The 13747-nt window shown below is 65.9% G+C and carries 14 protein-coding genes and 1 pseudogene; 7 read left to right on the top strand and 8 right to left on the bottom strand.

Annotation, left to right across the window (positions count from 1 at the left end; genetic code table 11):
- Genes MUG96_RS23695 through MUG96_RS23685 form a run of 3 tightly spaced genes read left to right on the top strand, consistent with a single transcriptional unit; the run spans position 1 to position 2545 of the window.
- A complete protein-coding gene (locus MUG96_RS23695; RefSeq protein WP_246989623.1) occupies positions 1 to 1317 on the top strand; it encodes a CobW family GTP-binding protein in 1317 nt (438 codons plus the stop codon).
- On the top strand, positions 1314 to 1898 hold the full coding sequence (locus MUG96_RS23690; protein WP_246989622.1) for a MogA/MoaB family molybdenum cofactor biosynthesis protein: 585 nt from the start codon (positions 1314 to 1316) through the stop codon (positions 1896 to 1898). Before MUG96_RS23695 ends, MUG96_RS23690 begins: the two co-directional genes overlap by 4 nt.
- Positions 1895 to 2545, top strand: coding sequence for a cobalt-factor II C(20)-methyltransferase (locus MUG96_RS23685; protein ID WP_246989621.1), 651 nt, complete (start codon positions 1895 to 1897; stop codon positions 2543 to 2545). Before MUG96_RS23690 ends, MUG96_RS23685 begins: the two co-directional genes overlap by 4 nt.
- A 90-nt stretch (positions 2546 to 2635) precedes the next feature.
- Here the strand turns inward: MUG96_RS23685 and MUG96_RS24380 are convergent.
- Positions 2636 to 2824, bottom strand: a pseudogene (locus tag MUG96_RS24380) (type IV toxin-antitoxin system AbiEi family antitoxin domain-containing protein); the annotation flags it as partial.
- A gap of 247 nt (positions 2825 to 3071) precedes the next feature.
- Between MUG96_RS24380 and MUG96_RS23675 the strand changes: the two are divergent.
- Positions 3072 to 3365, top strand: a complete 294-nt coding sequence (locus MUG96_RS23675) for a hypothetical protein (protein ID WP_246989620.1) — start codon at positions 3072 to 3074, stop codon at positions 3363 to 3365.
- 50 nt (positions 3366 to 3415) lie between these two features.
- On the opposite strand, the gene MUG96_RS23670 is transcribed toward MUG96_RS23675, so the two are convergent.
- The 3 genes from MUG96_RS23670 to MUG96_RS23660 form a co-directional block, all read right to left on the bottom strand.
- Positions 3416 to 3943 (bottom strand): winged helix-turn-helix transcriptional regulator, encoded by a 528-nt coding sequence (locus MUG96_RS23670; protein WP_246989619.1) that lies wholly within the window; start codon positions 3941 to 3943, stop codon positions 3416 to 3418.
- Positions 3940 to 4269, bottom strand: a complete 330-nt coding sequence (locus MUG96_RS23665) for a DUF7471 family protein (protein WP_246989618.1) — start codon at positions 4267 to 4269, stop codon at positions 3940 to 3942. The genes MUG96_RS23670 and MUG96_RS23665 overlap by 4 nt, the downstream gene beginning before the upstream one ends.
- A gap of 69 nt (positions 4270 to 4338) precedes the next feature.
- Positions 4339 to 5799, bottom strand: coding sequence for a hypothetical protein (locus tag MUG96_RS23660; protein WP_246989617.1), 1461 nt, complete (start codon positions 5797 to 5799; stop codon positions 4339 to 4341).
- A gap of 102 nt (positions 5800 to 5901) precedes the next feature.
- Here MUG96_RS23660 and MUG96_RS23655 point away from each other — a divergent pair, with 102 nt between their 5' ends.
- Positions 5902 to 7170 carry an outer membrane protein assembly factor BamB family protein gene (locus tag MUG96_RS23655; protein ID WP_246989616.1) on the top strand — a complete coding sequence of 423 codons (1269 nt, stop codon included), beginning with the start codon at positions 5902 to 5904 and terminating at the stop codon, positions 7168 to 7170.
- Positions 7171 to 7228: 58 nt separating this feature from the next.
- Here the strand turns inward: MUG96_RS23655 and MUG96_RS23650 are convergent, their stop codons facing one another.
- On the bottom strand, positions 7229 to 8449 hold the full coding sequence (locus MUG96_RS23650) for an outer membrane protein assembly factor BamB family protein (protein ID WP_246989615.1): 1221 nt from the start codon (positions 8447 to 8449) through the stop codon (positions 7229 to 7231).
- 43 nt (positions 8450 to 8492) lie between these two features.
- The gene (locus tag MUG96_RS23645; protein WP_246989614.1) at positions 8493 to 9578 is read right to left on the bottom strand and encodes a DUF7350 domain-containing protein; all 1086 of its coding nucleotides are present in this window, start codon (positions 9576 to 9578) and stop codon (positions 8493 to 8495) included.
- A 122-nt stretch (positions 9579 to 9700) separates the two neighbouring features.
- Between MUG96_RS23645 and MUG96_RS23640 the strand changes: the two genes are divergently transcribed.
- On the top strand, positions 9701 to 10951 hold the full coding sequence (locus MUG96_RS23640; RefSeq protein WP_246989613.1) for an FG-GAP-like repeat-containing protein: 1251 nt from the start codon (positions 9701 to 9703) through the stop codon (positions 10949 to 10951).
- A gap of 17 nt (positions 10952 to 10968) precedes the next feature.
- Here MUG96_RS23640 and MUG96_RS23635 read toward each other — a convergent pair whose 3' ends face one another.
- On the bottom strand, positions 10969 to 11823 hold the full coding sequence (locus MUG96_RS23635; protein ID WP_246989612.1) for a sulfite exporter TauE/SafE family protein: 855 nt from the start codon (positions 11821 to 11823) through the stop codon (positions 10969 to 10971).
- Between the two features lie 240 nt (positions 11824 to 12063).
- Between MUG96_RS23635 and MUG96_RS23630 the strand changes: the two genes are divergently transcribed.
- Positions 12064 to 12582, top strand: coding sequence for a hypothetical protein (locus MUG96_RS23630; protein WP_246989611.1), 519 nt, complete (start codon positions 12064 to 12066; stop codon positions 12580 to 12582).
- Between the two features lie 30 nt (positions 12583 to 12612).
- Here MUG96_RS23630 and MUG96_RS23625 read toward each other — a convergent pair whose 3' ends face one another.
- A complete protein-coding gene (locus MUG96_RS23625; RefSeq protein WP_246989610.1) occupies positions 12613 to 13713 on the bottom strand; it encodes an iron transporter in 1101 nt (366 codons plus the stop codon).
- Between the last annotated feature and the right edge of the window lie 34 nt (positions 13714 to 13747).

The following is a 13747-nucleotide window of genomic DNA, read 5'->3' as shown; positions in this document are numbered from 1 at the left end:
ATGTCGGCATCCGATATTCCAGTCTCGATCCTCTCCGGTGGGCTCGGTGCCGGAAAAACGACGACGCTGAACCACCTGCTCGAAACCGCGCCCGAAGAACGCGACATCGCGGTGCTCGTCAACGACATGGGCGAGGTGAACGTGGATGCTGCACTCGTCGAACGGCAGGTCACGCTCGACGACGACGAGACCACCGTGACAGAACTCTCGAATGGGTGCATTTGCTGTGGGCTCGCCAACGAGTTCGGCCAGACGATCGTCGAACTGGCCAAGACGGCCGCATTCGACGCGCTCGTCGTCGAACCGTCGGGGATGAGCAACCCCGCAGAAGTCGCACAGACAGTGCGAAGCAATCGTCAGGCAGCGTTTCACTACGACCTCGATACCATCGTCACCGTCGTCGACGCTGCGCTGTTTCACGACGTGTTCGTTGCCGGCGAGGAAATCACGGAGGTGACCGAGGACGCGAAGCCGCTCTCGGACCTGCTGGCCGAACAGGTCGAGTTCTGTGATCTGGTCTTACTCAACAAAATAGATCTCGTCACGGACGCCGAGCTGGGCGACGTCGAGTCCGTGATCCAAGCCTTACAGCCACAGGCAGACATCGAGGTAACCGAACGCGGACGGGTCGACCCAAGCGTGCTCCTCGAGGTGGGACGATTCGATCTTGACCGGGTACGTGGCAGCGCAGGCTGGCAACAAGCACATGAGTATCACCAACAAGAGGCTGATGACGGAGACGGGAACAGCCACGGCTCGCACGGCCACGAGGACGGAGACAGTCACGACCACGGCGGACACAGTCACGAAGAACACGACCACGATGATCACCTTCACCCGCCCGAAGAGTTCGGGCTGACCTCCTGTAGCTACGGTCGGCAGCGACCGTTCCACCCCGAGCGACTGGTCGACTGGCTCTCAGACGTTCCCGCCGACGTGGTCCGCGCGAAGGGACTCATGTGGGTCGCCGGCAGAGAGCGACACGCGCTCAACTGTAACCTCGCCGGCACGCAGGTTCAACTGGACGTCAACGGCCAGTGGGCCGCGACCATGCCGGAATTTCGGCGGGAGGCGTACCGCGAAGCCAGGCCTGACCTCAACTGGGACGAAGAGTGGGGGGACCGCGAGATTGACCTCGTGTTCATCGGTCACGACCTCGACGAAACCGCGATTCGGAACTCGCTCGACGAGTGTCTGCTGACCGACGCCGAGATGGACGAGGACTGGGAGCGCTACGAGAGCCCGTTCCCTGGCCGTGCCGAGGAAGAACTCGTCTTCGACGCCGATGTCGACAAATGGGGTGTGACGACGGTATGAGTCTTCAGAACAGGACGCTGCCGGCCCAAGACGACCGGCGAGGTACCGACGCCGATGACCACGACATCGTCGACCCGCTCGGTGTGGGGATAGTGACTGTCTCGTCCTCACGAGAGGCCACGGTCAGCAAGGCCCCGACGGATCCAAGCGGTGACTGTATCGCGGACGTGTTTCAGCGATCAGACCATATCGTGACGGCCCGCACGTTGATTTCCGACGACTATGCGGCGGTGCAGGCGACACTCGGCGAGTTCGTCGGTCGCGACGAGGTGGATGTCGTCGTGACGACCGGTGGCACCGGCGTGACCATCGACGACGTGACACCCACTGCCGCAGCCGATCTGTTCGACAGAGAACTGGGCGGCTTCGCGGAAGCGTTCCATCGGCTCTCGTGGGACGAGGTCGGGACCCGTGCCATCGCCACGCGGGCGACCGCCGGCATCGTCCAGAACGTGCCCGTGTTCGTTCTCCCCGGAAGCGTCAATGCGGTTCGGCTGGCGTCACGCGACATCATCGTCCCGGAAGCGCCGCACCTCGCTGGACTCGCGACGCGACACCTCCACGGGAGTGAGACGGGATGACGCTGTACGGTATCGGCCTCGGTCCCGGTGCAGCGGACCTGCTCACCGTTCGGGGCAAGCGCGTGCTCGAAGATGTCCCGGTCGTGTACACGCCCGGACGACTCTCCCGGCGAGTTGCTCGGGAGTACGTCGCAGAATCCAAACTCGGTGATCTGGACTTTCCCATGACGCGCGATCCCGAGGAACTCCGTCGTGCATGGCGAGAGGCGGCTGACGCTGTCGCGCCGACTGCGCTCGACGCCGATGCGGCGTTCGTGACGCTCGGCGACCCCTGTATCTACTCGACGTTTGGACATCTTCGCCGGACGCTGGAACGGGAGCATTCGGATGTCGATGTCGAGGTCGTTCCGGGCGTCAGCTCTGTGACGGCGTTCGCCTCGGTCTTCGGCGTCGATATCGAGGCCGGCGAGGAACTCTGTCTGCGTGAGGCTGCCGACGGCGCTGCGCCGACAGGTCCCGAACGCATGATCCTGTTCAAAGTCACCGACACATCCACGATCCACGAGAAACTCACCGCTGCGGGCTACGACGTGACGTTCGGACGGCGACTGTTCATGGACGATGAGGACCCACTCATCACTGACGATCCGGACGAACTCGGTGAGAGAGATTACTACACGCTCGCGTACGCGACGCGTTCGACGTGAATCAGATAGCCGACGACTCACCGTTTTCCGGATTAGCCTAACTGGCCTATTGAGTCACTTGTTTTCTCCGTTGCGACGAGTACTTCACGGGGGGAGGCTGATGCCGAGCTGGTCACCGAGGCAGACAATCCACTTAGCCGAAGCGCCGTTGTCGAGACGCACGAGGTACTCACCGACGGTGGCCCAGTTGAACCTCCGTTCGTCGGCGGTTCACATCGCGGTCGGAAGTTGTCAAAACCCACCACAGAACTCGAGGTGGTCCGCACACACGATCACGGACATAAATATCAGAATTTTTATCTTTACGAACAATTACTATTGTACCAATATACATATATTATACGATTGTTGAATGGAACTACACATTTTATCCGAGCCCGAAACGGGTCTAATGCACGGAAGGCTAGGTCGTGTTGAACCGCTTATCTAGCACCGAAGGAACTCTTGAGATGTACTCAGCTATCAAAGTACGCGTTCGTGTAACCCACTAATGAAAAATTAACACACTATCATTAGGAGCCCCTGCATGGACATCCGATGGAACCTCTACGCGGTCGCAGCCGCGGGCTGTGTCGCCCCGCTCTTTCTCGCCATCGGCGTCCGGGCGTTCACAGCGCCGTCAGTCCATGCGGCGGTCGTGCTCGGGGCCTACACCGCCGGGTTCGGCGTGCTCGTCCTCGGGGCGACCGTCGCCGTCGCCGTCGGCCGCGACGCCCTGCTGAACTGGCTCGCCGGCCGGCGGTCGACGCTCAACCGCGTCGCCGGCGTCGCGCTCGTCCTCGCGGGCGTGGGACAGTTGTTCGTGGTCGCTCCAGTGTAGCCGTCTCGGGGAGCGGCCCGTCACGGTCGCACGTGGATAGAGTGATCGGCCTACGACGACCTGGAGGCGTCGTAGAGGAACCCGTCGACGAGACGCGTAAAGCGGTCGACGAATCGCTCTGGGACAGACGGTTCGATCTCGTTGAGCATCGCGGCGGTCTCCTCGGGCTTCGTGAGCACGAGCGTGACGCGGTTGTTGGCGTCGCGTTCTTTCACGAGGAGGTCCTGCTCGACGAGGTGGTCGAGGTGCCACTCCAGCGTGCTGCGGGCGATCGCCAGCTCGTCGGCGACGGCGGCTGGGGTGTCGTGATCGCCCGCCAGCAGGCAGAAGACGACGTCTCGGGCCGTCTCGCGGCGCAGGACAGCGATTGCCTCCCGCTCCCAGACGCCGTACTCGGGTGTGTAGTAGTGGGTGCGTCCGTACAGCTGTTCTTCGACGACCTCGTCGGCGTCGTCGAGTCGCTTCAGGTGGTACTGCACCTGGCCGGGTGCGAGGTCGAGTCGACGGGTGAGGGCGTTGAAGTGAATCCCCGGGTCCGTGGCGACGGCTTCCCGGATGCGGTCGCGGTGGTGGCTCACGACGCCGGCACCTCCGGCGAGACGCTCCGGGCGTAGTAAACCGCGGCGACGACGAGCGCGACGAGCACCACATCGATGGCGTGTTCGGCGAGGTGGTGGGAGGCCGGCGAGAGCATCCCCATCTCCGTGACAGGAACTAGAATGGACCGGCCGAACAGTGCCGCAAAGGCGGCGACGAGCAACATGTACGGACGCGACCGTCGCCTGACGAACGCCGCGAACGCGACCCCGAGCAGGGTGGCCGCGCCCAGCGCGGCGACGGTCACGAGGACCCACAGCACGAGCGGCCCGGCGGTCGGCACGCTGTGGAGAGTGACGCCAGTCATTATAATCGTGTTCGTATCGTTCTGGTTAGAGCCCTTCGGTCCCAACAGGGATCGGCCTGTCACGGCGACTCAGCCGGCGACGACAGGCCGGGAGACGATCCATAGTGAAAGCACTGTGTAGCCGATCATCAACACGACCAGTGGGAGATGGCCACGCCGCACGGCCGACAGCGAGGGGTACCGATCGGACGCGACGCGGTGGGCCGCGACGACCGCGACGACGTGCCCGACGACAATCAACACCGCCTGCGAGCCCCAGAACAGGGGGAGTGACAGCCAGCCCAGCGGCTCGACCGCGCCGACGGCGACACCGAGCGGTTCGGCGGCGATCCCCAGCAGGCGGGCGGTGTTGCGGAGCACGTAGGGATAGTTGTGTGCAACCTCGTAGGCCGCCGCGATGGGGAGCACCGTCGGGGCGAACTGCCGGGCCGCCCCTCGCCAGTCGACGCGACTGCCGCCGTCGGCCGCGACGGCGGTCCGCTCGCTCCCGGTCGCGCCGAAGGCGTCACACAGCAGGCCCGTCGCGAGGAACGCGCCGACGAACCCGGCGAGACCGACGAGATACAGGAGGATACTCGTCGGCCGGCCCAGCCCGAGCGCGTCGCGGGTGCCGAACAGGACGGTCTGGTAGAGTCGCGTGTCGGTGAACCCGTCGAAACTGACAGTGTAGACCGCTGCGACGACGAATGCAACGAGCGCGAGGCCCGCGACCGGGCGCCGACAGTTCCGCCACGGTGGGCGGACCCGGACGGCCAGGTCGCCGGCGTCGGTGCGGGAGAGCCGAATACCAGCGACACGCCCGAACAGCCGATAGAACACGCCGAGCGGGTCGGCGTGGTCGAACCAGGCCGGCCCGAACGCGACGGCACCCAACAGCATCACCAGCGCGTAGCCCGCGACCAGTCCTGCCGTCAGCGCTGGCGAACGCGGGACGACCGTCAGGTTCTCGACGACACCGACGAGGGCGAGGAAGCCGACGAGGGCAGGCCAGTGGCCGAGCAGCGAGGGGTACGACCCGACGACCGCGAGTTGCCGTCCCTCCAGGCGACAGAGGCCACGGTAGAGGTGCCGCCACGGGGAGAGGGCCGGCCAGACCGAACCGACGACGACCGCGACCAGCGCGAGTCCACGGAACCAGACCGGCCAGGCGAACACGGTCGCGAAGTTCTCCGCCGCGACCTGCCGGCCGGTGAAGCCCACCACCAGCGTCACGACGAAGCCGGCGAAGAAGGCCGCGCCGGCGACCACCTGGAGGCCGCGATTCACTCGACTGTCGACCGTCAAGAGTGGCGACGGTCCGGACGGGGACCGGTCGTCGGCCGTCCGGACCGACCGCTCCGTGACGGCGAGCCACAGCGCGGTCAGTGCGACCGTCGCGCCGGCACCGGCCAGCAGGAGCCAGAGTGGGAGCGGGGCGTCGAAACGGGAGCCAGCCACTTCGTGAGCGCTGGCGACCCCCGGCCCCGTGGCGAGCGCGAGCACCGCGACGGCGACGGCGGCCGGCCACGGTACGTATCGCCCTCGTGCCATTGGCTGTCGCTAGTCGTTGCCAACTCAAGTCACCAGTGGTTTGGTTCTCGAATCCCGGCAGGAGACGGGCAGACTGAAGCGTCCGTGGACGAAGCCACGACTATGCGACTCCGGACCGTGGTGGTGCTGGTGGGCCTCTGTGCCGCACTCGGGGCCGCCGTCTTCCTCGGCCTCGGCTCCTCTGCGGGGAGCGGCGCGTTCGCCGAGGCGTGGGTCAGCGATACCCCCCGAAACAACAGCGTTAACCACCACGCCGTCGGCGTCGGTCCGGCCGGCGACGTGGTCGTCGCGCCCGTCGCCGAAGTGCCCGGTGCCGGAACTCCGATTACGAACACGTCTTGTGCCCTCACCCGACTCGCACCGGTAGATGGCGCGACAAACTGGCGGACGGGAATGCCTCCGGAGGACTGCTTCACCCACGCGCTTACTGAGCCGGCGATCCGCGACGTCGACGGCGACGGCTCGCTCGAGGTCGTCGTCTCATCGACCGAAGACGCCCTCGTTGCCTACGGCGCGGCCGACGGCCGGGAGGAGTGGCGCGTCCCCCTGTCGAGTTACGGCTACGGCCGGCCGACGGTCGCCGACGTGCGTCCCGCCGCCGGCCCCGAGATCGTGACGAGCGACATCGACGGCGTCGTCGTCCTCGCTCACGGGAACGGAACGGTCGCGTGGCGCGCGGACCTAAATAGGACAGTCGCCCAGCGCCCGACCGTCTGGGCCGCCCCCATCGTGCGGGACTTCGACGCCGACGGCGCGCCGGAGATCTTGCTCGGAACTAACAGCGGGCCAGTTATCCTCGCGGCGGACGGTTCCGTAGAGTGGTATCGGCAGAGCCGCAGCGAGTACACCGCTGCAGCACAGGTCGACGACGACCCCGCCATCGAGGTGTTCACCTCGGGCACGCCAGCCGTCCGGGCGTTTGACGGCGCGACTGGCGAGCAGGAGTGGCGCCGTGCGGTGTCGAATGCCCGGATTCGGACGGCAACGGATGTCGACGGTGACGGGACGGTCGAACTTTACGCCGGGGTCGTCGGTGGTGACGTGCTCGCGCTCGAGGCCGACAGCGGCGCGACCGAGTGGCGTACGGCCGTCACGACCACCGACGACGCGACCGTGAACCCGCCGGTCCTCGCAGACCTGTCAGGTGACGGGAGCGCCGAGCTCGTCGCCGCACTGGATAGTGGGACGGTCGTCGCACTCGACGCGACCGACGGGTCAGAACTGTCGGCTTACGAACGGGAGGTCCCGGTCTGGACATTCCCGACGACCGGCGACATTGACGACGACAGCCGTGCAGAGGTGCTGGTCCGCTACGGTGACGGCCGCGTCGTCGCCCTCGACTGGACGACCGGTGCCGGAAATGCCGATTAACGGGCGTCTCACGGCCTCGAACGCACACCGGCCGAGCGTGCCGCTCCGTGTCCTCCCCTCAGCGCCGCCGGAACCGGACGACGAGCGCGACGGCGAGCAGGAGGACGACCGCGGCCAGCGCGAGTCCGAGCCCGCCGACCGGCATCGGTACGGACCGGGTTGGCTCGTCGGGCGTCACGGGTCGCACGCTCCCGTCGGGGCCAACCACGCGCGTCGCCGTGCCCGCCGGGTTGTAGAACTCCGTCGGTCCGTCATCGTCCGTCCACGGTACGTCCGCCGTCGTCGTGCTGTACTGGTTGATCCAGGCGAACGCGCCGTCGTGCGTGACCGCGTACGTCCTGTTGACCTGCGTCCCGAGATACACGTTTTCCCCGACCGTCGGTGGCGCGAGGACAGTCGTGCCCACGGTCCGTGTCCACTGCTCGCTGCCGCCCTTGACGGCGTGCAACCCGCGCGGCGTGGTCGCGTACACCGTGTCACCGACTAGTCTCGGCGCGACCGGCAGGTCCGTCTGATAGCGCCAGACCACCTCGCCGGCCTCAATGGCCGCGATGGTGCCGCTGATCGTGCCGACGACGACTGTGCCGTTCCGCACCGACGGCGGCGCCATCACCTGTTCGAGTGCGACCGTCCACAACCGCGTCCCGTTGGCAGCCGTCGCTGTCACCCGTCCATCGGCGGTGTGATACACTACGCCGTTGTCAACTGAGAGCTGTTCGATGGTCGCATTGACGTCGCGGGTCCACCGCACGCTACCGTTCGCCGAGAGCGCGTGGAGCGTTCCGTTGCGCGCCCGGATGCGAGACGCCGCCACGTATGGCCCGCGGTCGCCCGAGACGACTGGCGTCCCGACGAACCCGTCCGCCGCGTAGCGCCAGTCGACGCTCCCGTTCCGGTCGAGCGCGACGAGCTGTGAGCCAGCACCGGCGTAGATGCCGTTCTCGCCGGCCGTGACGGAGTTCACGCGGCTTCCGGCTAGTTGCCGGTTCCAGCTGACGTGCCCGAGTTCCCGGGTCAGTGCCAGTACTCGTCCGTCGGCGGTGCCGAATACGACCGCATCGTCGGCGACCGTCGCCGGCGTAGTGATTTCACCACTCGCATTCACAGTCCACCGGGGCGCGCCGTCGTCATCGAGAGCGTAGACGTGACCGTCGGTACTGGTGACGTACAGTTCTCCGTCGGCGACTGCCGGTGGGTTGTATATCAGGCCGACAGAGTGCCCGCTTGCCAGCCCCGAAACCAGCACGAGACAGGCAACAGAGACGACAACGAGTCCCACCAGGATCCAGCCGTATGTTCGATTTTCACTCACGCCTTTTCGCTCATTCGACAGTAATCGTCACGTCCGGCATCTCACCCTTCAACCCGCCAAAGGCCGTCTCGTAGCCCTCGTGACGGGCTGTCTGTGGTTGGGTCGTGACCGACAGGGTGAGTTCATCACCTGATTCAACGCTGTCGACCACCGCACCGTAGTGGTAGTTCAGGTCTGGGTCCAGCGTTCGAACGAGTTCGCCTTCGAAGACCGTCTTGCCGTCACGGGCCACCGTTCCATCGAGTGCCATCGCGGGCAGGATCATCCGGTTGTACCGCGTGCGGGCGGAAACAGCGAGGTACTGCCCGTCGCCGTCGATTCCCGCTGGCGGGGCGTCAAGCACTGTCGCGATCAGCCGGGCGTCGTTGCTCATCGAGCTTCCGACGACGCGGCCCGGCAGCTCGGACTCGGCCGGTGCTGCCGAAGACGGCATCATCTCCATCCCCATCGGATCGACCGCACCCGCAGTGGCGGCCCTTTCCTCCATCAGCTTGAGCATAATCTCGTTTTTGGCGCTTTCGCTGTACTCGAAGGGGACCTCGACGGTCGCGGGCTCGGCGAATCGGTCGGCGAACGCGCCGGTCCGTCGAGTCGACATCGCGCCGACGCTCAGCTTCACCGTGTAGGTCTTCTCGCCGTTCAGCCCGAAGTTCGCGCCGTAGTGAAAGCCCATTGGCTGGGAGAGCATCGGATAGATGGCCTCCTCGCTGACGAGGCCGGTGTCATCGCTGATCTCGACCGACAGGCCCGTGTCGGGCAGGACCGTGTTCGTTTCGGGGTCCCAGACGACGGTCATCAGGTGGACATCGTCACCCTCCTCGATCTCGGTCAGCGACACCGAATCCGCGTTGACGTTCCAGAACCGGTGTGCGTAGCTGTACATCAGGCCGAACTTGTAATCGCCCTCCGAAGCCATCCCGGACATGTCCATTCCTTCGACGTGGCTGGGGATGTAGACGCCATCGGGCCTGTTCTCCGGGATCGGCGGGATCCGTCCGGTCGGCCGCTGTTCGGTTTCCAGAAGCCCAGTACAGCCCGCGAGGCCGAGCGACCCGACCACCACGCCACCACTCCGCAGTATCGTCCGACGGTTCATGATTCGACGTAGTCGACCCACTGAAAAGCCGATTCTGGTCCGATTCTCGAATCACTGGTTCGGTTCTCGAATCCAGGCCGAGAAGGCTAGTGTTTTAGACGCGGTAAAAGCGTATATGGGGCATGCGTTCGCGGACGCTGGTCGCGCTCGCGGTACTCTTCGTCGTCTTCGGTGGGCTCGCAGTCGGTGGGCTGGTCACCGAGCGGTCGTCCGGGACATCACTCACCATGTCGTGGGTGAGCGGCACGGACCGTGACATCGGTGGCAATCACCACGCGCCGGCAGTCGCTCGGGCGAACGAGGGGTGGCTGGTGTACGCGCCGGTCAGCGGGCGGAGCGACACCACGGGGTGCGCGCTCGTGGCACTCGATGGCGCAACCGGTGAGAAGCGGTGGGACGACGGGATTCCGGCGCCGGACTGTGCCATCCACTCGGTCGCCGATCCGACCGTCGCCGACTACGACGGCGACGGGACCGCAGAGGTCCTCGTGGCCACGACGGAGGAGCGACTCGCCGCACACGATCCCGCGACCGGCGACGTGGAGTTCACGTACAATCTCACGAACTATGGGTACACGCGTCCGCTCGTTACCGACGTGACCGGGGACGACCGCCCGGAGATCGTCGCGGTCGACGTGAGTGGGACCGTATCCGTGATCCGGCCCGACGGGACGACCGTCTGGGAGCGCTCGCTCGATGCCTACACGTGGGGGCAACCCGCAGTCGCGGACTTCGACGGAGACGGCGGGCAGGAAGTCGCGGTCGCCGCGGGCAGCGCGGGCGAACTCCACCTGTTCGAACACGACGGCGACAGGGCGTGGGCGGAGCCGACGACCTTCGAAGGTTCGATCACCTGGATGGCGACCGGCCAGGCCGACAGCGACGCGGCCACTGAAATCGTCGTCGCGACGGCAGCGGGCGGGCGCGTCGCGACGATCGACGGCGACGGACGGACGATATGGCAGCGTGACTTCGGCTCGCTGGCGGCCGTTCACAACGTGACCGATGGCGACCGTGACGGCGACAGCGAAGTGTACGCCGTCGACGAGAGCGGTGTTCTCACGGCGCTGACGGCGACGACCGGTGAGACGGAGTGGACCACCACGCTCACCAGCGCCGACGTCCAGATGATGCCGCCGCCCGACGTCGGCGACGTCGATGGCAACGACCGCCCGGAGATCGTCGCCGTCACGAACGACGGGCGGGTCTCGGTCGTCGACCCACGTTCGGGCGCGGTGCTGACGACACACGAGCGCGAGGCCAGTATCTTCACGCACCCGGTCCTCGCCGATGTCGACGGTGATGGCGCTGGCGAGGTATTCGTGATGTACGCAGACGGCCGCGTCGCCCGCTTCGACGTTGCACCGGGATGAGGCCACACGCGTCTCCGTCAGCCACCGAGCGGCTGGTAGATCGGCGGTTCGACGTGTGGGATCGGGACCCCGAATGCGCCCAGACCGTGGGCGATGGGCATCAGGCCGAGGATCACGAACGCGACGCCGAGTGCGCGGTGAAGACGGGCACGGTGGGTCGCATCGACCGAGTTCACGATCGTTCCATAGACGAACAGCGTTGGGAACGTCCCGAGCCCCAAGACGGCGAGCGTCAGCACGCCAGCCACCGGATCGCCGCGAGCGAACGCGTAGAGGTACGCCGGGTAGAGCAACGGACACGGCAAGAGGCCGTGAACGAGTCCGAGACCGACGATGCCGGGCCCGTTCGCCCACCGGTTTGTGCGCGCCTGGAGCGCCCCGAACAGCCCCGTGAGCCGGCCGACCAGCGGCAGGCTGCCGCCGAGGTGGGCACCACCGTCACCGCCCAGCAGATGTCGGACGCCGGCCGCGACGATGACGAGGCCGATGAGCGTCCCGACGACCGCCTGCACGGTGTCGCTCACCAGCAGTACGGCATCGGCCGCGTTGAACACCAGCGCGCCAGCGAGCCCGAACAGCCCGCCCAGCGCGGCGTAACTCACCGTTCGTCCCGCGTTGAACAAGAAATGCTGTCTGAGTTCGCGGAAGGAAACGGGCGTCGCGCCGACCGTGCCCCCGTCGGTCGCAGAGTCGCCGGCGGTCCCGGTCGAGAACTGCTGGGCGTACATCGTGACGAGCGGTCCGCACATCCCGAGGCAGTGGGCGCCGCCGAGGAGCCCGATCAGCAGGAACGCCGTGAGTTCCACTCCCTGCGCCGCTGAGAAGCCGGTGTGAAGTGGAACAATCGCCACGCCTGCCTGGGTGAGGCTCATTGGTCCTGGGCACCGCGTTGCCAACACATATGACGGCCCGGGAATAAATACTATCCGCAGTTCCCATGTCCCGAGAACAGTACGTAGAGGCCATTCACTGTATGTTTTCGACGAGTGGACCAGAACAAGTATGATGTCATCGGGCGGACGGCGATGCGTCGCATGAGAAACCAATCACGACAGTCAACCAACGGCGCGTCGATACGAAGTTCGACCCGACGGCAGGTTCTCAGGGGTGGCGTGGGACTTGGCACAGCGGTCGTCGCGACACCCCTACTAACCGGTGTCGCGGCCGCACACTTTCCGGTACAGCTCGATATCGATATCCAGCCACGAAACGCGGACAACTTCATCGACCTGGCTGAGCACGATTCCGTCTCAGTCGCCGTCCACCCTACCCAGTATCTCAACGGTGATGGCGATCACGTGACGTTCGATCCGACTGAAGAAGCAGTCCGGTATCGGTTCGGATCGCGGTTCGCACTCGAGGACGGCTCGGGCGCACGACCGATGGGAGATGGCGAAACGATCGAAGTCGACAGCGGACACGGCGACAGTCACGAGGCGCTCGTGCTGGAGTTCCCAGTCGCCGAGACAGAACTCGACGGCGGAGAGGAAACCGCGTGGCTCTATTGGGAGCGTGACGAGTCCGGCGAACACGGGCTTTCCGGCGTCGATTCCGTCAGAGTCTACGCCGCCGACCCATCTGATCGAGAGCTGTTCCAGATGCTTCGGCGACTGATGAATCAGCGTCGCTGACGGTCCAGATCGGAGGTAAACGGTAGTCGTTCACAGCGTCACGGTAACGTCCTCGAACTGCCGGAAGGCCGTCTCGTACCCCTCGTGGCGGGCGACCTGTGGGATCGTCTCGACCGAGAGCGCGAGTTCGTCGCCGGACTGGACTGACTCGACCGGCGCGCCGTAGTGATAGCCCAGTTCGGGGTGGATCGTCCGCGTGAGCGGACCATCGAACAGCGTTTCGCTCCCACGGGTCACGGTTCCGGAGAGCGCCATCGCCGGGAGCTCGTACCCGTTGTACCGCGTCCGGGCGGAGACGGCGAGGTACTGGCCGTTGCCATCGACTCCGGCTGGCGGTCTGTCGAGGACGGTCACGAGGAAATCCGCGTCGTCGCTGCGGGCGCTCCCGCGAACGCTCCCTGGCACTTCCTCGCGTGACGGCGCGGTGGCTTTCGGCGTCGACATCATCTCCATCGGTCGGAGCGCACCGGGCTGGCCGCCCTGGTCGATGGGCTGTGAGGAGACCTCCGACCGTGATTCGTCGGTGAAGGCGAGGTCGATCTCGGCCGAGGCGGGCTCGTTGAGACGATCAGCGAACGCGCCGGCCCGCCGAGTGTTGGTCGCGCCGACGCTCAGTTCGACGGTGTAGGTGCCGTCGCCGTCAAGCGTGAAGTTCCCGCCGTAGTGAAAGCCCATCGGCTGGGAGAGCATCGGATAGATGACTTCCTCGGTGACGAGCGACCCGTCGCGGTTGATTTCGACGGAGAGCCCGGTCTCGGGAAGTGCCGTGCGCGTTTCGGCGTCCCAGGTCGACGCCATCTGGTGTATCGAGTCCTCGGGAGCGCGCTCGACTTTCGAGACGGTGTTCCCCGTCACCGTCCAGAACGTGTGCGGGACGGTGAACATCAGTGCGAAGCCGTAATCGCCCGCCTCGGCCATTCCCTGCATCGACATTCGTTCCTGAAAGGTCTGGACATAGATGCCGTCGGGCTTCCCGCTCGCGGGCGCGCTGGTGGTCGGTGGCGCAGTCGACGTGGCCGATCCGTCTATCGTTGACTCGTTACCACTGCCGGCGTCGTCGCTCGTTTGACAGCCGGCGAGTGAGAGCGCAGAGAGGGTGCCGACCGTCGCGAGGAACCGTCGTCGATGCATAGACACGGATTAGACCGCTCCGGCTTGTGTGAAC

The sequence above is a fragment of the Halorientalis marina genome (genome assembly GCF_023028345.1).
Classification (GTDB): Archaea; Halobacteriota; Halobacteria; order Halobacteriales; family Haloarculaceae; genus Halorientalis; species Halorientalis marina.
This window is presented reverse-complemented; position numbering and strand designations above follow the sequence as displayed.

Coding starts and splice junctions, on each gene's coding strand:
- MUG96_RS23695 (WP_246989623.1), top strand. CDS start 1: ATGTCGGCATCCGATATTCCAGTCTCGATCCTCTCCGGTGGGCTCGGT.
- MUG96_RS23690 (WP_246989622.1), top strand. CDS start 1,314: ATGAGTCTTCAGAACAGGACGCTGCCGGCCCAAGACGACCGGCGAGGT.
- MUG96_RS23685 (WP_246989621.1), top strand. CDS start 1,895: ATGACGCTGTACGGTATCGGCCTCGGTCCCGGTGCAGCGGACCTGCTC.
- MUG96_RS23675 (WP_246989620.1), top strand. CDS start 3,072: ATGGACATCCGATGGAACCTCTACGCGGTCGCAGCCGCGGGCTGTGTC.
- MUG96_RS23665 (WP_246989618.1), bottom strand. CDS start 4,269: ATGACTGGCGTCACTCTCCACAGCGTGCCGACCGCCGGGCCGCTCGTG.
- MUG96_RS23660 (WP_246989617.1), bottom strand. CDS start 5,799: ATGGCACGAGGGCGATACGTACCGTGGCCGGCCGCCGTCGCCGTCGCG.
- MUG96_RS23655 (WP_246989616.1), top strand. CDS start 5,902: ATGCGACTCCGGACCGTGGTGGTGCTGGTGGGCCTCTGTGCCGCACTC.
- MUG96_RS23645 (WP_246989614.1), bottom strand. CDS start 9,578: ATGAACCGTCGGACGATACTGCGGAGTGGTGGCGTGGTGGTCGGGTCG.
- MUG96_RS23640 (WP_246989613.1), top strand. CDS start 9,701: ATGCGTTCGCGGACGCTGGTCGCGCTCGCGGTACTCTTCGTCGTCTTC.
- MUG96_RS23635 (WP_246989612.1), bottom strand. CDS start 11,823: ATGAGCCTCACCCAGGCAGGCGTGGCGATTGTTCCACTTCACACCGGC.
- MUG96_RS23625 (WP_246989610.1), bottom strand. CDS start 13,713: ATGCATCGACGACGGTTCCTCGCGACGGTCGGCACCCTCTCTGCGCTC.